At 59.3% G+C, this 22121-nt stretch carries 23 protein-coding genes; 7 read left to right on the top strand and 16 right to left on the bottom strand.

Going from position 1 to position 22121, the window contains the following annotated elements; translation table 11 throughout:
- Positions 1-48: 48 nt before the first annotated feature.
- The 3 genes from CLV87_RS05970 to CLV87_RS05960 are packed head-to-tail and all read left to right on the top strand — an operon-like array spanning position 49 to position 2390.
- Positions 49-558, top strand: coding sequence for a DUF721 domain-containing protein (locus CLV87_RS05970; protein WP_099242822.1), 510 nt, complete (start codon positions 49-51; stop codon positions 556-558).
- Between the two features lie 33 nt (positions 559-591).
- Complete coding sequence (locus CLV87_RS05965; protein ID WP_099244693.1) at positions 592-1260, top strand: DsbA family protein; 669 nt, start codon at positions 592-594, stop codon at positions 1258-1260.
- Positions 1257-2390, top strand: coding sequence for a CaiB/BaiF CoA transferase family protein (locus CLV87_RS05960; protein ID WP_099242824.1), 1134 nt, complete (start codon positions 1257-1259; stop codon positions 2388-2390). Before CLV87_RS05965 ends, CLV87_RS05960 begins: the two co-directional genes overlap by 4 nt.
- 226 nt (positions 2391-2616) lie before the next feature.
- Here CLV87_RS05960 and CLV87_RS05955 read toward each other — a convergent pair whose 3' ends face one another.
- The 3 genes from CLV87_RS05955 to CLV87_RS05945 form a co-directional block, all read right to left on the bottom strand.
- Positions 2617-3744, bottom strand: a complete 1128-nt coding sequence (locus CLV87_RS05955) for a saccharopine dehydrogenase family protein (RefSeq protein ID WP_099242826.1) — start codon at positions 3742-3744, stop codon at positions 2617-2619.
- A 3-nt stretch (positions 3745-3747) separates the two neighbouring features.
- On the bottom strand, positions 3748-4803 hold the full coding sequence (locus CLV87_RS05950; protein ID WP_099244695.1) for a saccharopine dehydrogenase: 1056 nt from the start codon (positions 4801-4803) through the stop codon (positions 3748-3750).
- 115 nt (positions 4804-4918) lie between these two features.
- Positions 4919-5578 carry a histidine phosphatase family protein gene (locus tag CLV87_RS05945; protein WP_099242828.1) on the bottom strand — a complete coding sequence of 220 codons (660 nt, stop codon included), beginning with the start codon at positions 5576-5578 and terminating at the stop codon, positions 4919-4921.
- A gap of 125 nt (positions 5579-5703) precedes the next feature.
- On the opposite strand from CLV87_RS05945, the gene map reads away from it, so the two are divergent.
- Positions 5704-6519, top strand: a complete 816-nt coding sequence (gene map / locus CLV87_RS05940; protein WP_235871854.1) for a type I methionyl aminopeptidase — start codon at positions 5704-5706, stop codon at positions 6517-6519.
- Here the strand turns inward: map and CLV87_RS05935 are convergent.
- The 6 genes from CLV87_RS05935 to CLV87_RS05910 all read right to left on the bottom strand — a co-directional run bounded on the left by CLV87_RS05935 (position 6516) and on the right by CLV87_RS05910 (position 12628).
- A complete protein-coding gene (locus CLV87_RS05935) occupies positions 6516-7682 on the bottom strand; it encodes an MFS transporter (protein ID WP_099242830.1) in 1167 nt (388 codons plus the stop codon). The genes map and CLV87_RS05935 overlap by 4 nt on opposite strands.
- A gap of 348 nt (positions 7683-8030) precedes the next feature.
- Complete coding sequence (locus CLV87_RS05930; protein ID WP_099242832.1) at positions 8031-8585, bottom strand: helix-turn-helix transcriptional regulator; 555 nt, start codon at positions 8583-8585, stop codon at positions 8031-8033.
- Positions 8586-8603: 18 nt separating this feature from the next.
- The gene (locus CLV87_RS05925; RefSeq protein ID WP_099242834.1) at positions 8604-9254 is read right to left on the bottom strand and encodes a hypothetical protein; all 651 of its coding nucleotides are present in this window, start codon (positions 9252-9254) and stop codon (positions 8604-8606) included.
- A 183-nt stretch (positions 9255-9437) separates the two neighbouring features.
- Positions 9438-10403: an MBL fold metallo-hydrolase gene (locus CLV87_RS05920; protein WP_099244699.1), complete on the bottom strand. Its 966-nt coding sequence runs from the start codon at positions 10401-10403 to the stop codon at positions 9438-9440.
- 391 nt (positions 10404-10794) lie between these two features.
- Positions 10795-11355, bottom strand: a complete 561-nt coding sequence (gene rsmD, locus CLV87_RS05915; protein ID WP_099242836.1) for a 16S rRNA (guanine(966)-N(2))-methyltransferase RsmD — start codon at positions 11353-11355, stop codon at positions 10795-10797.
- Positions 11356-11419: 64 nt separating this feature from the next.
- Complete coding sequence (locus CLV87_RS05910) at positions 11420-12628, bottom strand: NAD(P)/FAD-dependent oxidoreductase (RefSeq protein ID WP_099242838.1); 1209 nt, start codon at positions 12626-12628, stop codon at positions 11420-11422.
- A 78-nt stretch (positions 12629-12706) separates the two neighbouring features.
- Here CLV87_RS05910 and CLV87_RS05905 point away from each other — a divergent pair, with 78 nt between their 5' ends.
- The gene (locus CLV87_RS05905) at positions 12707-13195 is read left to right on the top strand and encodes a peroxiredoxin (protein ID WP_099242840.1); all 489 of its coding nucleotides are present in this window, start codon (positions 12707-12709) and stop codon (positions 13193-13195) included.
- Between the two features lie 424 nt (positions 13196-13619).
- Here the strand turns inward: CLV87_RS05905 and CLV87_RS05895 are convergent, their stop codons facing one another.
- The 6 genes from CLV87_RS05895 to CLV87_RS05870 form a co-directional block, all read right to left on the bottom strand.
- Positions 13620-13922, bottom strand: a complete 303-nt coding sequence (locus tag CLV87_RS05895) for a 4a-hydroxytetrahydrobiopterin dehydratase (protein WP_099242844.1) — start codon at positions 13920-13922, stop codon at positions 13620-13622.
- Complete coding sequence (locus CLV87_RS05890) at positions 13919-15106, bottom strand: GNAT family N-acetyltransferase (RefSeq protein WP_099242846.1); 1188 nt, start codon at positions 15104-15106, stop codon at positions 13919-13921. The genes CLV87_RS05895 and CLV87_RS05890 overlap by 4 nt, the downstream gene beginning before the upstream one ends.
- 42 nt (positions 15107-15148) lie before the next feature.
- Positions 15149-15898, bottom strand: a complete 750-nt coding sequence (locus CLV87_RS05885) for a glycerophosphodiester phosphodiesterase family protein (protein ID WP_099242848.1) — start codon at positions 15896-15898, stop codon at positions 15149-15151.
- Positions 15898-16362 (bottom strand): RidA family protein, encoded by a 465-nt coding sequence (locus CLV87_RS05880; RefSeq protein WP_099242850.1) that lies wholly within the window; start codon positions 16360-16362, stop codon positions 15898-15900. The genes CLV87_RS05885 and CLV87_RS05880 overlap by 1 nt, the downstream gene beginning before the upstream one ends.
- A 197-nt stretch (positions 16363-16559) precedes the next feature.
- Positions 16560-17861, bottom strand: coding sequence for an HlyD family type I secretion periplasmic adaptor subunit (locus tag CLV87_RS05875; RefSeq protein ID WP_099242852.1), 1302 nt, complete (start codon positions 17859-17861; stop codon positions 16560-16562).
- Entirely contained in the window at positions 17858-19591 is a 1734-nt protein-coding gene (locus CLV87_RS05870) for a type I secretion system permease/ATPase (RefSeq protein WP_099242854.1), read from the bottom strand. The genes CLV87_RS05875 and CLV87_RS05870 overlap by 4 nt, the downstream gene beginning before the upstream one ends.
- A 192-nt stretch (positions 19592-19783) precedes the next feature.
- Here CLV87_RS05870 and CLV87_RS05865 point away from each other — a divergent pair, with 192 nt between their 5' ends.
- Positions 19784-20530 (top strand): MlaA family lipoprotein, encoded by a 747-nt coding sequence (locus CLV87_RS05865; RefSeq protein ID WP_099242856.1) that lies wholly within the window; start codon positions 19784-19786, stop codon positions 20528-20530.
- Positions 20531-20532: 2 nt separating this feature from the next.
- The gene (locus tag CLV87_RS05860) at positions 20533-21129 is read left to right on the top strand and encodes an MlaC/ttg2D family ABC transporter substrate-binding protein (RefSeq protein ID WP_099242858.1); all 597 of its coding nucleotides are present in this window, start codon (positions 20533-20535) and stop codon (positions 21127-21129) included.
- 106 nt (positions 21130-21235) lie between these two features.
- On the opposite strand, the gene CLV87_RS05855 is transcribed toward CLV87_RS05860, so the two are convergent.
- Positions 21236-22009 (bottom strand): lysophospholipid acyltransferase family protein, encoded by a 774-nt coding sequence (locus CLV87_RS05855; protein WP_166652679.1) that lies wholly within the window; start codon positions 22007-22009, stop codon positions 21236-21238.
- Between the last annotated feature and the right edge of the window lie 112 nt (positions 22010-22121).

The raw sequence follows: 22121 nt of genomic DNA, 5'->3' as shown, positions 1-22121 counted from the left end.
CCCCACGGGCAGCGCATTACAATAGCGCCCGAATAAGGGATTCACACCATGTCGCCGCGCAAGACAACCACTTATGGCTTTGCCCGTACGTCCAACCTGTTGCAAGCACAGGTGCGCAAGGCGTCCGAAGCCCGTGGTTTTGCGCAATCGCGGGTGTTGACCCATTGGGAAGAGATTGTCGGCAGCGATATCGCCGCCATGTCGCGCCCGGTCGAGATCAGCTATGGGCGCGGGGGATTCGGCGCGACCCTGTCGGTTCTGACCAATGGCGCGAATGCTCCGCTGCTGCAAATGAAACGCGATGAGTTGCGCGAAAAGATCAACGCGGTGTACGGCTATAACGCCATTGCCCGCATTCGCGTGACCCAAACCGCCGCCACCGGATTTGCCGAAGGGCAGGTGGATTTTGTCCATCGCAAAAAGGCGGAAAAACCCAAACCCAACCCCGAAGTGCAAGCCAAGGCCAAGGCCGCTGCGCAAGAGATTGCCGATGAGGCCCTTCGCGCAGCGCTTGAACGGCTGGCCAGCAATGTCATATCGAAAGGTAACCGGAGTTAAACCGGTGCCGCTACAGAGGAAATGTTACCGATGATGAACAAGATTCTACCCATTGGCGCGGTTGCGCTGGCGCTGGTGGCAGGCGGTGCCTGGTATATGACGCAAGGCGCGTCTACCCCCGGTTCGACAGCCTTGCCGGGTGCAGCCAATGCGCAATCGGCTGATGTGGATACTTCGAGCGTGATCGAAATGGTTGAGGGCAATCCCGACGCCGCGGTTCAGGTCATCGAATACGCCTCCTTTACCTGCCCGCATTGTGCATCCTTCCATGAAAACACCTATAAGCAGCTGAAGGCGGATTATATCGATACCGGCAAGATCGGCTTTACCTTCCGCGAAGTCTATTTCGACAAGTTCGGCATGTGGGCCTCGATGATTGCACGCTGTGATGGGCCCGAGAAATTCTTTGGCATCACCGATATGATGATGAAGGGCCAAAGCACCTGGGCACGGGCCGGTTCCGAGGGTGCGATTGCTGATGAGCTGCGCAAGATTGGTCGCCTCGCCGGGATGGAGAGTGAGCAGATCGAAGCCTGCCTGACCGATGGTGACAAGCTGCAGACGCTGGTGGCCTGGTATCAGCAGAACGCCACCAAGGATGAGATCCGTTCCACCCCGTCCTTTGTGATCAATGGCGAGCTTTATTCGAACATGAGCTACGCTGATTTCAAAGCTTTGCTGGACGAGAAACTCGGCGAATGAAGCCATCTGATGTTTCGGCGCCCAAGGGCCCGTTGGAGGGTGTGAAAGTCATTGAACTGGCACGCATTCTGGCGGGGCCCTGGGCGGGCCAGACCCTGGCCGATCTTGGCGCTGAGGTGATCAAGATCGAATCCCCGGCCGGGGATGATACACGGCAATGGGGGCCGCCCTTTATCGAGCGCGAAGGCGATCAGTCGGCGGCCTATTTCCATTCCTGCAACCGTGGCAAAGCCTCCGAGGTGGTCGACCTCGCCAGCCCTGACGGGCAGGCGCGGATGCGCGACTTGGTGGCAGATGCGGATATCCTGATCGAGAATTTCAAACTCGGCGGGTTGAAGAAATACGGCATGGATTACGAGAGCCTTTCGGCGCTCAATCCACGCTTGATCTATTGCTCGATCACCGGGTTTGGGCAGGACGGGCCTTATGCGCATCGTGCTGGTTATGATTACATCATTCAGGGCATGAGCGGCTTTATGTCGATCACGGGCGACCCGGATGGGCAGCCGCAGCGTGCCGGGGTGGCGATCACCGATCTCTTTACCGGGCTCTATTCGGTCAGCGGGATCCTGTCGGCGCTTTATCAGCGCGAACGCACCGGCAAGGGGCAGCATATCGATATGGCGCTCTTGGATTGCGCCGTGGCGGCGATGGCCAATCAGTCGATGAACTATCTCAGCACCGGCACACCGCCGGGGCGAACCGGCAATTACCACCCCAATCTGACGCCATATCAGGTGTTTGACTGCTCGGATGGTCATATCATCATCGCCACCGGCAATGACGGCCAATATCAGCGGCTATGTGGTTTGCTGGGGCTCGAAGAGATGGCAGAGGATCCGGATTACCTGAAAAACGCTGATCGGGTCGCCAATCGCGATGCGATGATCGCGCGCCTGTCGGCGGCTACGGCTCAGCGCAGCAAGGCTGACCTTTTGGCCGCTTGCGAAGCGCAGGGCGTACCGGCTGGGCCGATCAACGATATGGCCGATGTCTTTGCCGACCCGCAGGTCCAGGCCCGCGGCATGCAAATCTCCCCCGGAGGCATCCCCGGCGTGCGCACCCCGATCACCTTTTCAGACGCGGAATTGGTGCTGGATCGCCCCGCGCCAAAGCTCATGGGAGAGTGACAAGGCCCCGCTAAAGCGTTGTCGATTAAACCTGACACATTTAACGCTGCCGGAAATCATAGATTTCAACGCGTAAAATGCGGCCTGATGCTTCAGGTTTTAATCGAAACTCTCTAGAAGGGCCTTCTCCGTTCAAGAAAACGCCTATGCTTCTTCTTGGTCAAAATACTCCGGAGAGCGCGAGAGGCTGGCCTCTCGCTCCCGCGCTCTCAAGCAGGACCGAGTATCAGACCTGATCCACAACCATCAGATGCTGCGCGAGGCTTTGCACCTCGTCCATCCATTCGGTGACGAGTTTCAGATCAGATGGGGCCGCCATCACGCCAACCGGGATCTGGCGTTTCAGCACCGCCTCAACCGCCAAGGAGACCGGCACCGAGACAAGCCGCGCCATGGCGGTGCCGCGCTCATCGCCCCAGGCATCCATGACATAGGTCTTGTGCCAAACCGCGTGCCCGTCCTTTTCGGCCTTCAGATCCACGCAAAGCACCACGCGATCCGGCTCGCCCTCTTCATAGGCGTTCTCCGCCAAAAGCTGATCGGCGATTTCGACCAGACGCGCATCGCTGGCCGTGCCGGCTTCGGCAAAGATATCGGCCCAGGCGTCGGCCCAGCCGTTCAGGCGCAAGGTGCCGCGGACAAAGTCTTTGACCTTCCAAGCCTCCTCAAACCCGTATTCCTCCATGAATGGCAGGGAATCTCGGTTGGGATAGACCTCGAAACTTTCGGGCACGGGCAGCGGCGCATCATAGCGGCTTATCGCGTCCCAGGGGCGGCTCACGTTCAGTTCCGAGAAATGGCGGATCGACCGCGAGGGGGAGCGCAGCGCCTTGAGCACGCCCACAGGGGCCCAGCTGAACTTGTAGCGAAAGGCATTGGCGATCTTGGGCACGCCGCCGCAATAGGAGGTAAAGCTGATCTCATTCTCAGTATCGTAAGCGCCCGACGCCTTGTAATCGGCCACAAGCGCATGGGCCATCAGATGGTCGATCCCCGGATCAAGCCCGACCTCATTGATGATGCGCACCCCGGCGGCGCGGGCTTTGCTGTCCAGCGCGCGCATTTCCGGCGCGATATAGCTCGAGGACACAAAATGCGCGCCCTTGCTGATTGCCAATTCGGCCAAGGGTACGTGCCAATCGCCGGGCAACATCGAGACGATGACATCATCCGCCTGCAAGACCCCGGCCAATGCGTCACTGTCAAAGGCGCGAATATCCTGCGTCAGATCGCCAACCGCTTCTTGGGCCTTGGCAATCGTGCGGTTCCACACCGTCACGGGGTGACCGGCGCTGATCAGGCGGCGCAGGCCGGGAATGGCCGACAGGCCGGTGCCACACCAATGGATTGTCATAGTTTAGACCTCGGGCTTGTGCTGTGTATAAGTGTCAAAGGCGCGTCCCCAGACGCCGCTGTCGATATCGTCCAATGCTTCGAGATGCGGCAATAGTTGCGCTGCAAAATCCTGCGAAGATTCCAAAGGCAGAAGCGAGGGCAGATTGTCGATGGCCATGACATCCAGCGGCGGGGCGTCATAGGCGCGGGTCACGGGTTGGGCCCAATTGGTTTCCAGATCATAGACCTTGATCGGGGAAAATTCGCTTTGTGGATCACAGGCAATATCGCCAATCACTGACAACCGGCGCAAATCGGTCTTGGCGCTGTCTGGCACAAAGACCGGGCAGCCCGGGGCGGCGAGGATGCAATTAAAGAACAGGTCATGTTCCAGGATTTCGGGGAAGGGGCCGCCGCTGGCGGTCTCCGCCATATCCCAATCGGTTGTGGCAACACCCATCTGCTTGCAAAGATCTCGTGCGCCGGTTCCAACGCGCCCCAGGGCTCCGATGACGATGGCGGTGGGGCGCTCGGTTCCGACGCGATCCAGCGCGGTGGTCAGCTCCGCTTGCAGGGCTTCGGAATTGGGCCAGGTGGAGACCGGAGGGCACATGCCGCCCTGTTTCTGCGCCGCCCAGGCAAAGAGCGAGACCGCCGCCCCGGCATAGCCCGCCCAATAGCCAAAGGCTGCGACCCGGCGGGCGTTATCATCCACCAGATATTCCAGATCATAAAGCGCCCCACCCCCAGCGGTAAAGCGCGTAAGCAGTCGTGCCCCGGCCTCTTGACCCTTATAGGCATGGCCGAACATGATATGGCGGTGGATCAGCGGTGTGTCCGCCTCAGGCAATTCCTTGAGACCAAAGATGATCGCATCCGCAGGGGCATCCGGCCAAGACCCTTCATCCGCCAGTTCCGCCCCGGCGGCGGTAAAGGCCGCGCTGGGCAGGATCCGCGTGGCGCTGAATTCGATAGTGACGCGAAAGCCCTTGGCGATCAGTTTCGCCACACCTTCGGGTGTGATGCCGACGCGTTCTTCATTGGGGCGGCTTTCGGCGCGAATCCAGAGATGGGTCATGGTGGGTCCTTGATGCTTGCTAGAACGGAGGCGACTGTTCACAACCGCGCGGCTGGGCGCAAGAATTTTCCAAAATTCTTGCAAAATTCATCGATGAATTTTGGGGGCGGTGACCCTAAAGATGTGTGCGGGCAAAGGCGCGTGCAGGGGTGTCCAGATGGGGGATCGCGTTGAATTGCGTCATGGCCAGCCCGGTCGACAGGGGCTGCACCCGATGCAGCGAACTGTTTTCGATCGTCAGACACATATGGGACATGGCGGCGATGTCCAGCCGCATGATCAACCGCATGGCCATACCAATCAGCCCGCCGGAGGTCACGACCAGCGCACGGCCCTCACCCGCCGCGATTTCGTTCAACACGTCGCTGACGCGGGATTCGAAATGGGCAAAGGTTTCGGGCACATCTTCGATCCGCCCTTCTTTCCAATAGGTGAACAGGGTTGGCAGATGTTCAATAAACCCCTCGCGTTCCTGCGGGATGGGCAGGCCATGCTGTTCTTGCAACCGGGTCGCCACGTCGAAATATTGCATTTCGTTCAGGCGCGGATCACGCACCACCTCGGTCGGGCAATCCGGGCCAATCCCCTCTGCCGTTTCAATATGACGCTGCAAGGTGCCGGTATAGGTGCGGGCAAACACTTCGCCGGTTTGCTGAAAATGCTCCCCCAGCCAACGCGCTTGCTGCCAGCCCAGATCGCTGAGCTTGTCATAGCTGGTTTCATCGCGGGCCTCGGTATTGGCCTGGCCATGACGAACAAGAGTAATATGGGACATGAAACTGCTCCTTTGGCCCTGTCTTAGGGTCTTTGTGTGACAGGGAAAAGAGCCTTTGCTCTGGTCACTTGCGCACAAAGCCCTTACATACGGCCAAAGTCTTGATGGAGCCCATGGAGCCTGACGTGAACAAGGATAAAGGCCGCGTGACCCGCGACGGAATTCGGATTTACCAACCCGGCGATTTTGCTGGCATGCATGCGGCTGGCCAGGTGACCGCGCAGATCCTGGATGAGGTTGCCGAACATGTCTTTCCGGGTCAGACCACCGGAGCGATTGATGACTTCATTCGCAAGCGGGTCGAAGAGCTGGGCACGACCTCGGCCACCATCGGCTATAAGGGCTATCAGCATGCCAGCTGCATCAGCGTCAATCACGTGGTGTGTCACGGCATTCCCGGTGACAAAAAGGTCAAGGATGGCGATATCCTCAATATTGACGTCACCGTGATCAAGGATGGCTGGTTTGGTGACAGTTCGCGCATGTATGTGGCGGGCAAGATGTCGCGTAAGGCCGAGCGTTTGGTGCAGGTCACCCATGATGCGCTGATGAAGGGGATCGAGGCGGTCAAGCCGGGCAATACCTTTGGCGATATTGGCCATGCGATCCAGACCTATGCGGAATCACAACGCATGTCGGTTGTGCGTGATTTCTGTGGTCACGGGCTGGGCCGCGTCTTTCATGCGCCGCCCAATGTCTTGCATTACGGCCGTCCGGGCACCCGCGAAGTGCTGGAAGAGGGCATGTTCTTTACCATCGAGCCGATGATCAATCTGGGCCGCCCGGAAACCAAGGTTCTGTCAGATGATTGGACAGCGGTGACCCGCGACAAATCCCTGTCGGCGCAGTTTGAGCATTCTATCGGCGTCACGGCGGATGGCTGCGAGATCTTTACACTGTCGCCGGGGAACATGTTCCACCCGACTTACAAGACCGCTTAATTCGGAATGGCCCGTCGCTGGCGGGCCAGCCAAAGGTGGGCCAAGGCCCCAAGCGCGTAAATTGCGGCGGTGCTGGCAAAGAAACCGGCCTCTCCGCCGATATCCCCAGCCCAAAGCAGCAGCGGCGTGCCCAACAAGTTGCCGGTATTGCCAGCCTGAGCCATCAGCCCATAGGACAGCGCCCGATCCTGCACGTCGCTGTTCAACGCGGGTACCGAGGCAAAGCTGCCACCCTGGATCAAGCCCAGCACCGCAAACAGCGTCAGAGCGCTGGCCAGCCCAAAGGGGATTGCCAAGGTTGCGATAACCAGCAGCGCCGCTGCACCCATGCCCGCGATGATGATCTGCACCGCCGAAAAGCGCCGCAGCAAAATCGGCACAATGGCCAACGAGCCAATCACACTGATCAGCGGCATGGCCCCGACAGCCAGCTCTTTGACCTCAAGCGGGAGTTTTTCCGGCAGAATGGCCACCAGCGACACGAAGGTCAGCGTGTAAAACAACCACCCGGCGGCGGGGGCGGAAATGCGCGGTGAGCGGAAGGCGGTGATATGCGAGGCCACAAAGCCCTGAGGGGCAGGGGCCGTGTTGTCGTGTTGAATAACGGTTGGAACAAAGAGCAGCACAAGGCCGGACAGCCCGAGCAACAGCACGCCATGGCCTAGGAACAAAGGCGGCAGGACCTGTTCGCCCAGCATTGGGATCACGCCCCAGGCGGTGATTGCAAAACTGACGCCGAAAAAGCTGCTCCACAGCCCCATGGCCAGCCCCATAAAGCGGGGCGCGGTGAGTTGCGCGATCAAGGTCGGGGCTGCGACCACGATGATGAGATGGGAGAGACCTTCGATCACGCGGCTGATCAGCATCAACTCGATCCGTGGCAAGCCGGATTGCAAAAGCGATAACGCCCCGCCCAAGGCCAGGCTGAGCAACAACAGCCGCTTGGCCCCGAACCGCGCCACCAGATTGCCCGCGACGATGCCCAGAAACACCCCGACCAAAGAGACCAGAGATAACAGCCAACCGACCTGCGCTCCGATACCCGGATAGGCGGCTTGCAGCTGATCAAACGGCACCGCGATCTTGGCAAATTGCGCCGCCGCGCCGAGCCCGGCAAACCAGAGCAGCAAAACAAGGAGTGGCTTTGGAAGCGGGATGGTCATGGAACGGGCCTGCACGCGGAATGGTGATCCGGGTCTAGCCCTGCGCAGAGTGACGCGCCACGCATAAATTATGCGTATGCTATTTACTTGGAATAGAAGTCTGCGACCTTGAAGATTAGCTACTACACAGGTTCGCGCCCAGCACCGAGGGTGGGCGCGTCTAACCTTGGCAGCTGAGTGGTGGTATCAGGTAACTGTGCATCTTGTTGAAACGTTGAGGCGAATTCGCGCCCGCCCTGGGGGCGGGGTCGGGCGCGAACCGGATCGCAGGCGATCCAGGGGGCATTTTTCTCTTTGGATTAATTTTGGTTCCGGGGGACGTCAAAATTACTCAGTTGCCAGGGCGGTTCAAAACCCGGTGGTCAGGCGCACAGGGCGGCCATCGGCGAGATACATGCGTTCCCAGATCATTCCGCCCGGGCTGATGCGCAGCTCGGGATAGATTGCGCCCGACGTGATCAAGCGCTGTGGCGCCGGGGCGATGTCATCCCACCAGCCTTTGCCGTCCAGTTCAGCCTCAGCCTGCTGAATCTCTTCGGTGGCGAATTGCCAAAGCGACACGCCAATGAGACTGCGCATGCTGACATTCCAATCGCGGGCGCGGGTTTTTGAATAGGCCAGGCATTCATGGCTGGCCTCATCCACCAGATGAACGGCAAAATCCGCCCCTTCGATCAGGCGTTTGACCGCCGCATCATCGGCGCGGCTGGCCCCCAACTCTCTAAGGGCGCGCTGCTGCATCTCATGCTCGGGCACCTGCGCCCCGCTTTCCCAGCGCGACACGGTGGTCTGGCTGACCCCCAGCGCTAAAGCCAAGGCCTCCTGCTTGAGCCCAAGCGCCGCGCGTTGGCGTTTCAGGCGTTTGCCAAAGGAAGGGAAGGTTGGGGCGGATAAGCGGGTCATAGCTGAGTTTTAGAAGACCTAGGGGTCCCTTAAAAGGATGAGTTCAGAGTCCTTTGGGTTATATTCCATGGTTAGTACGGCTTCTTTCTTTGGAGTTTCAAGCGCACCACCATATAGCGCTAGCCGAAACTCTTTTTCGCTTGAGAAACAAAAGCGCTTGCGCCGCCAGGTGTCGCGTGCGTCAAATGCTTCTGGTCCGCGTGGTTGGTCGGAATATTCGACAGGGCCCCAAATCAGTTCAAATCCATTAGGCGTTTCAGCTGATAAATCTTGAAACAACTCCATTGGGTTGTTGATTTGCACAACCCATTCGCCCCATTTTCGGTGAGACTCGCACAGCTCGCTTGAGAAGCAGGAGATAAAGTAGCGTTCTGGATGGGCCGTGCTGAGTTTAAGATTTGAAGTCAAGTTGCCTGTAAAGGCCAGTTTTCCCTCTGAGTCTTTTATTGTCATCGGCAATCCCTTTCCTTCTACGAAAGAGATCCCTTCCAGTTCGTCTCTTCGAGAGACGTCTTCGATCTCTCTATAGTAAATAAGGTTTTTTAGCCTGATCTGTCCTGAGAGAAATTCTTCAGACTGTTCTTTACTGTTAAAGCGACGAAAGAGAGGGTTGGGTGGAGGTACTCGAAATCTAGACCAATCAAGAGTTTCGTCGTTCAGAGAGGGCATAACACATTCCAATGCTTTACTTAATGGTAAGGAACCATTGTTCGGTTAGCAAGGAACGCCACTCGTGCTGCTTTGCTCGCAATCGGCTTAGGGAAACCAACTGAGCGGCTCCGCCGCAGAAGAAGCCTTTCATCGTGACTAAGAGCATGTCGAATGAGCTCTTTGCGGCCCAATCGTTGTAATTCACCACTGCCAAAGCGCCGGGACAAAGCGATAGGCCTCGCCCTCTTTCATCACATGGCCGACACCGGGGAAGGGGAAGTGATACCCCAGCACCGCAATTTGATCCGCCACAGCCATATCCAATAGGCGGCGGCGGGTGGCGGCGGTCATGTCACCATCCATGTCAAACCCGTTCACCCAATCGGGATGGGCAAAGTTCATCCAGGCATGGTTCATCGCATCCCCGACCGCCATCAATTGCTGCCCGTCGGATTCGACCACCACGGCCATATGCCCCGGCGTATGGCCGGGCGTGTCGATAACCCGTACACCGGGTGCAATCTCGGTCCCGTCGCTGACCAATTTCCACTCGGCCCCGTCCACATTGATCGAATTCTGCGCCCCGACAATGAATTGCTGCGCTTCGGCAGGGGCGGAGGCGAGCAAGCCATCCTGCATCCAGTAGGTCCGCTCGGTCTCACCAAGGAAGTAAGCGGCATCGGGAATGATCGCCTCGTCGAAATCATCGCGAATGCCCCAGATGTGATCGGGATGGGCGTGGGTGATGACCACATGGGTGATGGTGCTGGCATCAATCCCGGCGGCGTCGAGATTCTCCATCAACCGCCCGGCCGTATCAAGGAAGCGCGACCCCGAGCCGGTATCGACCAGTACCTTGGCCTCTCCCAGCTCGATCAGCAGGTGGTTGGTATGGCTGTAATTTCTGGTGGGTGAGAGGAAATGCGCCTTGAGAAAGGCCTGCACTTCGCCCGGGTCCGCATTCACGCCCAAGCCGCTGGCCGGGGTTTCCAGATGGCCGTCCGAGATCACAGTCAGCTTTGCCTGTCCCAGGGTAAAACTGAAATGCCCGGGGTTAGCGGTTGCGGGCGGGCCAAGATCGGCGCGGGCCAGGCTGGGCAGGGTCAAGGCGGGCATGGCGGCGGCCATGCTCAGCAGGTCACGGCGGGTTGGGCGGAACAGGGGCATGGGACCTCCATCATGCATTCATTTGAATGTGATGATATATGAGGCGGCCCATATGTCTATACTGTTTGGGACTTAGGGCGGTCTGGTAATTGATGACACGCTCTAGTCATCAGGAACCAAAATTCTTGTCATAGAGCTAGTGTCCCCGGATCGCTTGCGATCCGGTTCGCGCTCATGCCAAAGGCATGCTTCCAGCATGACCCCGCCCGTCAAACCAAAGGTTTGCCTTCGGCAAAGCGGCGGGCGCGAATTCGTCTCAACGTTTCATCAAGATGCACCGATATCTGATACCACTGCCCGGCTGCCAGGATTAAACGCGCCCACCCTCGGTGCCGGGCGCGAACCTGCGTGGCTGAAAATTATTTATGTAGCGGATTTCAGTTCCGGGTGACTAGGCTTGTGCCTCGAGAAAACTGATCCAGGTGTCGCCATAACGTTTCTGATCCAGCAGCACAAAACCGTCTGGGGCCTCCTGCGGCTCGGATTCCTCCCAGACTATCAGCGCCTTGTCTGCGATCCAGCCCTGTTCCTGAGCCATGCGCAAGGCTTTGCCCCCCAGACCCTTGCCATAAGGCGGGTCAAGAAAGACCAACTGGCACGGGGTATCTGCCGGTGGCAGCCGTGTGGCATCCCGGTTGATCAGCTTGACCGCAGTTTTGCAGCCCAGGGTCTGGATGTTCTCACGCAGGATCCGCCCGGCGACCCGGCCATCATCGATAAAGGTGACATGCTCTGCCCCGCGCGACAAAGCCTCCAACCCCAAGGCTCCGGTCCCGGCAAAGAGGTCCAGCACATGCGCACCCTCAATCGGGTCGCCAAAACGCCCGCCATTCAACGTGTTGAACAGGCTTTCACGCACGCGATCCGTGGTCGGGCGCAGATGCGCGCCGGGATCACCCTTGCCGACCGAGGCCAGCCTGCGGCCGCGAAATTCTCCTGCAATGATTCTCATATGCGCCTCTGCGGGATGGTGGGCGGGGCGATGTGCCTTGGCACAAGCGGCGTCCCCATCCCTATCAGGCCTTCAACAGGGTTTTCAGCTCAACCGACAGGTCGGCAACCTGCTCGGCTGCAGGCGATTTCCCGGCCTCGATCAAGCGCTTGCCAACCATATAGCCGCGCGGATCATTCATCGCATCCACCGCCAGAAGGGTCTCGCCAGCATAATACCAATGTGAGCGCGGCCCGTCCTCGCCATCGCGCACCACGACGCGATCATAACCGGTGTTCAGCCCGGCGATTTGCAGTTTCACATCATATTGATCTGACCAGAACCAGGGCTTGGCAACATAGTCCTGACCCGCCCCCATGATGTTATCCGCCACCAGCTCGGCCATATCCACCGCGTTACCGACGCTTTCCAGGCGCATCTGACCGCCTGCTGCTGGGAAGCTGGCGCAGTCACCTGCCGCCCAGATCGCCGGGTCAGATGTGCGCCCCTGTGCGTCCACCTTGATGCCGTTCTCGATCTCTAGCCCTGCTGCCTCGGCCAGACCACTGCCCGGCGTGATGCCGACGCCGACGATGACAAAATCAACCTCCAGCGTGGTGCCGTCGCTCAGCTCGGCCCCGCTCACGGCCCCATCGCCAGTCAAACGCGCCAATCCGCAGCCCTCGCGCAGATCAACGCCATGGGATTGGTGCAGGGCGCGAAAATAATCCGAGGTTTCCGGCGCGGCCACCCGTTGCAGGATGCGATCCGCCGCTTCGACCAGCGTCACCTTCAGACCAAGTTTCGCAGCAACCGCCGCCGCCTCAAGCCCGATATATCCGCCGCCGACAATCAGAACCTTGGCCCCTGCGACACAGCGCGGGGCCATGGCATCGACATCCGCCAGGCTGCGCACAACCAAGACGCCCTCCAGATCACCCCCAATCGCGGCAGGCAACCGGCGCGGGTCTGACCCGGTGCAGAAAACCAGATGGTCATAGGCCACAGTCTGATCACCTGCCGTAACGGTCTTGGCATCGCGATCGACGCTGTCGACGCGTGTACTGCAATGCAGTTCAATATCATTCTCGGCATAAAAGCTTTCGGGGCGTAGGAACAAACGTTCCAGCGCCATGTCGCCCAGCAAATAGGCCTTGGACAGCGGCGGGCGCTGATAGGGCGGTTGCGGTTCATCCCCGAACACGGTGATCTTTCCGTCAAACCCTTTGCCACGCAGGCGCGCCACCAGAGACGCGGCCGCTTGCCCGGCTCCGATCACAACCACATCTTTCATCGCACACCTCTTGCTATTCCTTGCGGGCAAACTACCGTCCAAACCATAGAAAACGCAATCATAAGGGCGACCAGGACAATGTCGATTTCAGTAGGGGACAAACTGCCAGAGGCGCAACTGTGCCGCATGGGGGCCGAAGGGCCCGAGCAAGTGGCGATGAGCAGCCTGACCGCAGGGCGCAAAGTGGTGATTTTTGGCCTGCCCGGAGCCTATACCGGCACCTGCAGCTCGGCCCATGTTCCAAGCTTCATGCGCGTGCGCGAGGATCTGGCAGCCAAAGGCGTGGATGAGGTGATTTGCCTGTCGGTAAACGACCCGTTCGTCATGGCCGCCTGGGGCGAATCAACCGGTGCCAGCGCGGCGGGCATCACCATGTTGGGGGATGCCGAAGCCGGTTTCACCACCGCCATTGGCATGGATTTCTCTGCCCCGCCTGTCGGGTTGATCAACCGGTCCAAACGCTATGCGCTGATGGCCGAAGACGGCGAGGTCAAGGTGCTGCACCTTGAGGAAAACCCCGGCGTCTGTGACATCTCTGGCGGCGAGGCGATGCGCGACGCGCTTTAGGGTCAGGATGCATTGCTTTTGCGCCACTTGTTTACCTGATCTTGTTCCTGACAAGGCACATCGGCGCGGAAGTACTGGTTGTATTTCAAGGCGGTGTAACGCAGTTCAGGGGCGAGATCAGGTAAATCTGTCGCACCAGAGGTGCGCCATTTACATTGGCTCCCCTTTGGGGAGACAGACGCAGGAAGCGCTGCAAAGCAGCGGCTTTGACCGCTTGCAATTGACCCCGCCAGTTCCTGCGCGTCCAAAACCTCTGCTTTATTGCCCTTCCTGCGCCAGTGGTGCCAAATCAATGCGTCCTGACCCTAGGCGTGTTCAACAAAACTGGGGCACGCGTGGTCAAATCCGGGTGCCTCAAAATCCATGCATGGATTTTGCAAATTCCGTCGACGGAATTTGGATGCGGTCCCTTTCAGGCCACGGATCAGTCAGAATCGACGAGACTGTCCATCTTGCGCGCCAGTTTCGCATCCAGTGCCGAAATCCCGCCCACATCATGGGTGGCCAACTGCACGCTCACCCGCTTGTAACTGTTGCTCCAATCCGGATGGTGATCCCATTTTTCCGCCCAAAGCGCCGCCCGAGTCATAAAGGCAAAGGCCTCAGGAAAATCCTTGAACACAAAGGTTTTCTCAAGCGCATCACGCCCTTCGGTCATTTTCCACCCGCTCTCGAACAGCGGTGCCAGCACGGTCTTGCGCGCGGTTTCTGACAAAATCTCGCTCATTCCTGTTCCTCCCGAATCTCGCGTCGAAACGGTCCATAAGCCGTCAAGATTTCAATATCCTCATCGATCGCCGCGCGTTCTGCCTCAAGATAACGTGCCACCGCGTCGGAAAAGCCCGGATTGGCCAGCCAATGCAGGGAATGGGTCACGACGGGCAGATAGCCCCGCGCTAGTTTATGTTCGCCCTGCGCCCCGGCCTCGACCCGGCGCATCCTATGCTGAATCGCGTAATCGATGGCCTGATAGTAACATGCTTCGAAATGCAGGCAGGGATGATCTTCGACACAGCCCCAATAGCGCCCAAAAAGCGTGTCGCGCCCGACAAAGTTCAGCGCCCCGGCCACGGGACGCCCCTCTCGGGTGCATATCACCAGCACGATATCGTCGCGCAGCCACTCTTGCGCAATGTCGAAAAACGCCCGGGTCAGATAGGGCGACCCCCATTTTCGCGCCCCGGTATCCTGATAGAACATCCAGAAGGCATCCCAGTGATGGGGTTGGATCTGATCCCCACTAAGCACCTCGATCTCGCCGCCAAAACTTTGCGCCTTCAAGCGCTCCTTGCGGATATTCTTGCGCTTACGCGAACTGAGTGAGGCAAGGAAAGCGTCAAAGTCGGCATACCCGTCATTCACCCAATGAAACTGCTGCGAGGCGCGGCGCAGCAAGCCCATCTGCTCCCCGGCCAGCGCCTCATCCTCGGTGCAAAAGGTGATGTGCAGCGATGACAGCTCATTATCGGCCCCAAATTGCACGGCCCCCTGGATCAGCGCCGACATGCCCTCGGCCTCATAGCCCGGACGGGTCAGAAAGCGGCGACCAGTGGCCGGGGTAAAGGGCACGGCGATTTGCAGCTTGGGGTAATAACGCCCCCCAGCCTGTTCCAAGGCATGGGCCCAATTGTGGTCAAAGATATACTCACCCTGACTGTGCCCCTTGGCGTAAAGAGGCGAGACCGCAATCGGAAGGCCAGCCTTTTCCACCACCAGATAGCGCGGCTCCCACCCGGTTCCCGGCCCGACCGAGCCGCTTTTTTCAAGGGCTGACAGAAACCGGTAGGTCGTGAACGGGTCCAGCGGGCGACCCTCTGCCGCTTCGGGGCAAGCACAGGCATCCCATTCCTGGGTCGCGATTTGATCCAGCGAAGACAAGATGTTGACGGTAAGGGGCGCGTGATCTTCCATGCGATCCAATCTGGCGTTTTCGCCGGATCAATCAAGGTTGGATCAGGCGGTATAGCCCTCGAATGTCACATTATCCGCAATTTCGCGCGCCTCTGCCTCTTGCTCGGGCGACCGCACGGTCCAACACAGGATCGGCACGCCTTGCGCCTTTAGCTCTGCCACCCGTGGGTTGGACAGATCATTGCAGTTATGGCTGATGAAACAGGCCCCCACCCGATCATAATCGGGAATGGTGCGCAACTCCTCCAACCGGGCCGGGCGGATCACCTGCCATTCCTCGGGCAAGAAACTGCACGTCGTCAGACCGCGTGGCCGCTGCGGGGCAAGCCGCGCGAGTTCGGCCACCGAATGCGGGTTGAAGGACATCAGCGCCACATCGCCCTGATACCCATCCAGCGCGGCGACCGTGGCGTGCTCCAAAGCGCCGATATTGGGGCCCATGCCGCCATCCTGATCCTTGACCTCGATCAGCAAGGGCACCTGGCCCGCAACGATCCGCAACACTTCCTCAAAGGTCGGCACCCCTTCATCCCCGTGCAGCAATTGCGTTTCCGCCAGCTCTGGGGCTGATCGAAGCTGAATGGGGCCGGCGACACCGGTCAGGCGCGCCATATCGTAATCGTGAAACACCATGGCCTGCCCGTCGCGCGACAATTGCAGGTCAATTTCAATCCCATAGCCCGCCGCAATCGCGGCACGGATCGCCGCGCGCGAATTTTCGGGGCGGGCCTGGGTCACATCATGGAATGCCCGATGCGCAACCGGGCGTTCCAACAAGGTGCGAGGCAGCATCAGGCCAGCTCGAAGATGCCTTCGATTTCAACGGCAACGTTGAAAGGAAGCGCAGCTGCGGACACGGCCGAGCGGGAATGTCGACCTGCGTCGCCGAGGATGTCTACCAGCACGTCAGATGCGCCGTTGATCACCTTGGGCTGGTCGGCAAAATCGCCGTGGGAGTTCACGAAACCGGTCAGTTTTACAACCCGCTTCAAGCGCGTCAGATCACCGCCACAGGCCGCGCGCACTTGCGCCAGCAGGCTCAGCGCGCAGGCTTTGGCGGCGTCTGCGCCTTGTTCAACGCTCAGATCATCGCCGACCTTGCCGGTGATGAACCCGTCCGGCCCGATGCTGATCTGGCCGGAGACAAACAGCATATTGCCGCTGAGCACGTAAGGCACATAGTTGGCCGCGGGGGCCGGTGCGTCGGGCAAGGTCAGACCCAGTTCAGTCAGGCGCGTTTCGATTGGATTGCTCATCAGAATCCCTCCTTAGATTGCGCGCGACGCTAGTCTTGGGGCGTGGCAAAGAAAAGCCCCCATGCTTCTTCTTGGCCAAAATACTCAATTGGGCCTCGTGTCTTGCAAGACCGACAATATGCACGTCACCTTCCGCCCATCGCGCCCCGTCAGGGGCTGATCAAGCGCCTGCCTTGGCAGGCACCGCTTAACAACAGTCAGCTCTCGCGGAAGGCATGGGCGAGGTAGTCGGTGAAAGGCTTGACCAGATAGCCCAGCGGGGTGCGATCCTCGGTGCGGATAAACGCCTCCACCGGCATGCCGGGGATCAGGGTTGCGCCTTCGGGCAGGCGGGTGATCTCGTCCTCATTCAACACGATCTCGGCGCGGTAATAGCGGATTTGCGAGCTTTGATCCTCAAACGCATCCGCCGAAATCTGCACCACATGGCCAAACAGTTCCGGAGTCTGCTTTTGATCCAATGAGGAAAAGCGCAGCGATACGTCCTGTTCGACAAAAAGCTGGTCGATATGGATCGGCTCCACCTGTGCGGCGATGACCAGTGGGCGGTCTTGCGGGACGAGATAGAGCACCGGATCCGCCGGGCGAATGACCGAGCGCGGGGTAAAGACCGCCAGCCCATAGACCACGCCCGAGACCGGAGCGCGGATTTCCATCCGGCTGAGACGTTCGCGCAGGGCGTTGCGCTGTTCGGCCTGTTCGCGCTCGCGCAATTGCAGGTCGCGCAGGGTGGTGATGGCCTCTTCGCGCTGCTGGGATTCAAGGCTGAGCATCTGAATGTCGATCTCGGTGATCCGCCCCTCGGCCTGGGCCTTTTGCGCCTGCAATTGCCCGACTTGGCCCGCCAGATTGGCCTCTTCGCGTTGCAGGTTCAAAACGCGGCTGGCCTGGGCCAAACCCTTTTCAAGCAATTTGCGCTGATCCGACAGCTCTTGCTCGATCAAGCCCAATTGCGTTGACAGCGCCGCTTGCTGGGCTTCGATCCCCCGGACCTGATCCTGAATTTGATCCTTGCGTTTGCTCAGCTGTTCGACTTCGCGGGTGATGGTGATACGGCGGGCGTTGAACAGGTTTTCCTGTCCGGTCACCAGATCGCGCACTTCGCTGTCTTGCTCGGCTCGTTGCAAAACCTCAGCCGGAAAGGCGATGTCATCTGCACCGTCACGTTCCGCCTTGAGCCGGGCCGAGCGTGCGCTGAGTTCGAAAAACGCCCCATCGGCAATGGCCAGCTCTGAAAGCAACAAAGTCGGGTCCAAGCGCAGCAGAACCTGCCCGGCCTCGACCGTGTCGCCCTCATCAACAAGGATTTCCGCGACAATGCCGCCATCCAGATGCTGAACAATCTGCCGGTTCTGATCGACCTCGATTGAGCCGCTGGCAATGATCGCGCCGGAAATATTGGTGGTGGTGGCCCAGGTGCCAAACCCGCCCACCAGAACCAACAGGGCCACAAGGCCCAGAGTCATGTGGAACCGCATGGAATATTGTCCGCTGCTCATCGCACACCTCCCTGTGTTGGGGCTTGTTGGATTTGCTGGTGGTTCTTGACCATATCCTTGAGCACCTGATCCTTGGGGCCAAAGGCGGTGCGGGTGCCGTTTTCGATCATCAGCAGCAGGTCACATTCTCGGATGGCGGCGGGGCGATGGGCCATGATCAGCACTGATTTCCCGGCCTCTTTGAAACCGCGAATGGCGCGGTTCACCGCCTCGGAGCCTTCATTGTCGAGGTTGGAATTGGGTTCGTCGAGCACGAGCAAGACCGGATCGCCATACATGGCGCGGGCCAGGCCGATCCGCTGGATCTGCCCCCCGGACAGGCGACCACCCGCGGCGGTGACCTTGGTGTCATAGCCATCGGGCAGTTTCAGGATCATCTCATGCGCATCCGCCTTGCGCGCGGCGTCGACGATTCTTTCTGCGTCGGGATTGGGCGAGAGGCGGGCAATGTTTTCGGCGATGGTGCCGTCAAACAGGGTCACCCGCTGTGGGAGATAGCCAATCAACTGGCCCAACGTGTCGGGCCCATATTGGTCAATCGTTGCGCCATCCAGCCGGATCTTGCCCGCTGCCGGGCGCCAAATGCCGGTCAAGGCGCGCGCCAATGTGGATTTGCCCGAGCCTGACGGCCCGATCACGCCGACAGCCTGCCCCGGTTGCAGCATGAATGACACCATGCGCAGCGAGGCCTGTTGTTCACCCGGCGGCACCACGGTCAACTGCTGCACATCGAGCTTGGCCTGGGGGTAGGGCAGTTCGGTGCGCTCTTTCTCTTCGGGCATTTCACCCAAAAGCTGCGACAGGTTCTCCCAGCCTTTGCGGGCACGTTCCACGGCAGGCCATTGGCCAATCGCCTGTTCCACCGGAGCCAGCGCGCGGCCCATCAGGATAGAACCGGCAATCATCGCACCGGGCGACAGCTCGCCTTGCAAGACCAGATAGGCCCCAAGCCCCAGCATCGCCGATTGCAAGAGCAGACGGAACGTTTTGGTGAGCGTCGAGAACGAGCCGGTCAGGTCCGAACTGCCGATTTGCCCGGCCAAGGCTTGGGACCGGGCCACCATCCAGCGCTGAAAGGCGTTCTTGCGCATGCCAAGCGCTTGTACCATCTCGGCCTCGGACTGGATCTGCTGGGCGGAGTTTTCCGCCTGCATCACCATCATGTTGGATTTCAGGCTGGGGGCGCGGGTGACCATCTGGTTGATGACCGTCACCACGATCAGAAAACCGCCGCCCACAAAGGCCAGAATGCCAAGCCAGGGGTGAAAGATCATGATCCCGATGAGGAAAACCGGCGTCCAGGGGATATCGAACAGCGCCAGCAAGACGGGTGATGACATCAAACGTTGGACGGATTCCAGATCACGCAGCCCGGTTTGCGCCAATTGATCCGGCTTCACCGCCGAGCGGCGCAGCACCGCATCAAAGACCCGCAGATCCAGTGCCGATTGGAACCGCGCTGCAACCCGCCCCATGACGCGCCCACGTACAAAATCCAAAATCCCCATCATGGAATAGAGAAAGACCACAAGCACAGAGAGCGCGATCAGCGTTGCTTCGGAGCGCGAGCCAAGCACACGGTCATAGACCTGCATCATATACATCGGCCCGGTCAGCATCAGCAGGTTTACAAATGCGCTAAAGATGGCGGCAAACCAGAAATACGGTCTGTTCTGGCGCATGGCGGCGCGCAATTCGTCCCGACCTGCTTTGATTAGATCTTTGTTCATCCGGGTTGTTCTACTCTGGTTTCCTAGGTTGCCGCCCGGGCGAAATCCGGGCAAGCTGGGCGGCATGTCGCCAATGTGTCACAGGGTTATTGAAACCAGATGATCGCATTGGGTCTTATGTAAAAAGTTACTAAGTAGCCTTTTATGGGAATGCTGCCGCTTCCCCAAGGAATTAGAAGAGGTTTTTTGCGGATGGTCCAGATGCGTGCGTCTTTGGCCACTTTGATTTTGGTGAGCCTGTCGGCCTGTTCGGTTCCCGGACCCGGCGAGGCCCCTGATGGGGTGCATGACCCTCATGAGCAGACCAACCGCAAAGTGCATGCCTTTAACCGCAAGATCGATCAAAAGGTGCTGCGCAGCGCGGGGGTTGGGTACGCGACTGTGGTGCCCGAAGGCGTGCAGGACAATGTCAGCAACTTTGCCGATACGGTGGCTTTGCCCGGCACGGTGGTGAACCAGATCCTGCAGGGGCGTCCTGGCCCGGCCACCCGCAACACGGTGCGTTTCGCAATCAACGCGACCTTGGGCTTTGCCGGTTTGGCGGATGTGGCCACCGATTTCGGCATCCCCGAGGATAACAGCGATTTTGGCGAAACCCTGGCCGTGTGGGGCGTGCCCGAAGGGGCCTATATGGAATTGCCCTTCCTTGGCCCTTCGACCGAGCGGGATACCGCCGGTATCGTGGTCGACTTCTTCACCAATCCGCTCGATTATGTGATTCCGTCTGAATATAGCAGTTTGGGAACCAGTGCTTATGTCCTGTCCAAGGTGGGCGATCGGGGGCGTTTCGCGGATACTGTCGATTCCATCTACTATGAAAGCGCGGATTCTTATGCTCAGCTAAGGCTGATCTATTTGCAGAACCGGCGCTATGAACTGGGTGAAGAGGCCCCGGCGGATGAAATCGACCCGCTGGCGCTGGATACGGAAGGATTTTGAGTATGGCGTTTGATGTGACCCGCCGCACATTTGTTCTGGGAACAACAGCCGCGTTGGCAATGCCAGGCGCGGCCTGGGCGCTGAATGAGTCACAGGCCAGCGCCTTGGTTGGCAAGCTGGTGGGCGCGATCAACAAGATCATCGATTCCGGCAAATCGGAAAAGGCGATGATTGGCGAGTTTGAGAAAGTGTTCAAACGTTACGCCGATCTGTCTTATGTGGCGGCCTATGCCATGGGGGCTGATGGTCGCCGGGCCAGTGGTGGGCAGAAAAAGGCCTTTACCAAGGCCTTTACCGGCTACATGTCGCGCAAATACGGCAAGCGCTTTCGCGAATTCATTGGCGGCCGGTTGGAAGTGACCGGTGTGCGCAAGGTCAAGAATTATTACGAGGTGACCACCGTCGCGCATCTGCGTGGCGAGGCCCCGTTTGATCTGAAATTCCACGTCTCGGATCGGTCGGGCAAGAACCTGTTCTTCAATATGTATATCGAAGGCGTGAACCTGCTTTTGACCGAACGCACCGAGATTGGCGCGATGCTGGATAAGCGGCGCGGCGATATTGATGCGATGATCAAGGATCTGAGCAAAGCCGGGTGAGGCGGGCGGAGCCAAAATCCGTTGACGGATTTTGAGGGGCGCCGCCCCTCTTGGTCGCGGGGCGACCAATTCACCCCGGGATATTTTTGGCCCAGAGAAACACAGGCTAGTCCAGTTGCGTTGTTTCTCCGCTGGCCGCGTCATAGCTGGCGGCCATGGCATGGCGGAGCGTGGCGAGATTGTCGTCAGTGCTTTGGCTCGGGTCGGGCGTGATCTGATCGAGAATGTCGATGGTGATACTGCCTGCTTTGGGCAGAAATGCACCGCGTGGCAGCAGTTTATCCGATCCAATGATGACAAAGGGCCGGACCGCTCGCTTTGTGGCCTGGGCAATCAGAACCGCGCCGGGTTTGAAGGGCGGCAGGCCGGGCGTGCGGGAACGGGTGCCTTCGACAAACAGGATCGGAGAGCGGCGGGGTGGCATGGCCGCGACGGCGTCGGTCAGCGAGTCGAGCGCGTGGCGGCCATTCTCACGGTCGATCTCCAGCAGGCCTGCGCCCTGAAAACCGCGTTTTAACAGGGCGGCGCGGCAGAGCTCTTTCTTGGCACCAAAAGTCACCCATTTCTGATCCGGGATCACATGCAGCATGGCGAACCCATCGAGATGGCTGCGATGGTTGACGGCGATGACGCTATTTTCGTCCTGTGCCAGCGCCGCGCGGGCGCTGTCGCTGATAATCACACGGATGTCGAGAAACCACAAAAGCCAGGAACAGGCGCGCGAGACCCGTCGCCAATACCAACCGCGAAACCCGCGCCTTTGGCCGCAGAAACTGGGGGCCACCGCAAGGAAAAGAAAGATCAGCGGGCCGCAAAGGATGAGGGTGAGGCGTTTCAACACGCGCAAAGGCGCAACCGGGAGCGGATGGGCGGTGGGCAAGGCGGGCTCTTTCACGCGGGGGCCAAACAGGCCGCAAAGGCGTGTCCGAACGGTTTGATTTCAATTCCCTTAGGGCAGCCTAGCATGTTGAGGCAAGGCGTGTTGTGGCCTC

It is taken from the genome of Pelagimonas phthalicica (assembly GCF_004364805.1).
GTDB classification, from domain to species: Bacteria; Pseudomonadota; Alphaproteobacteria; order Rhodobacterales; family Rhodobacteraceae; genus Pelagimonas; species Pelagimonas phthalicica.
The sequence above is the reverse complement of the archived record's forward strand: the minus strand, read 5'-3'. Positions and strand labels throughout refer to the sequence as shown.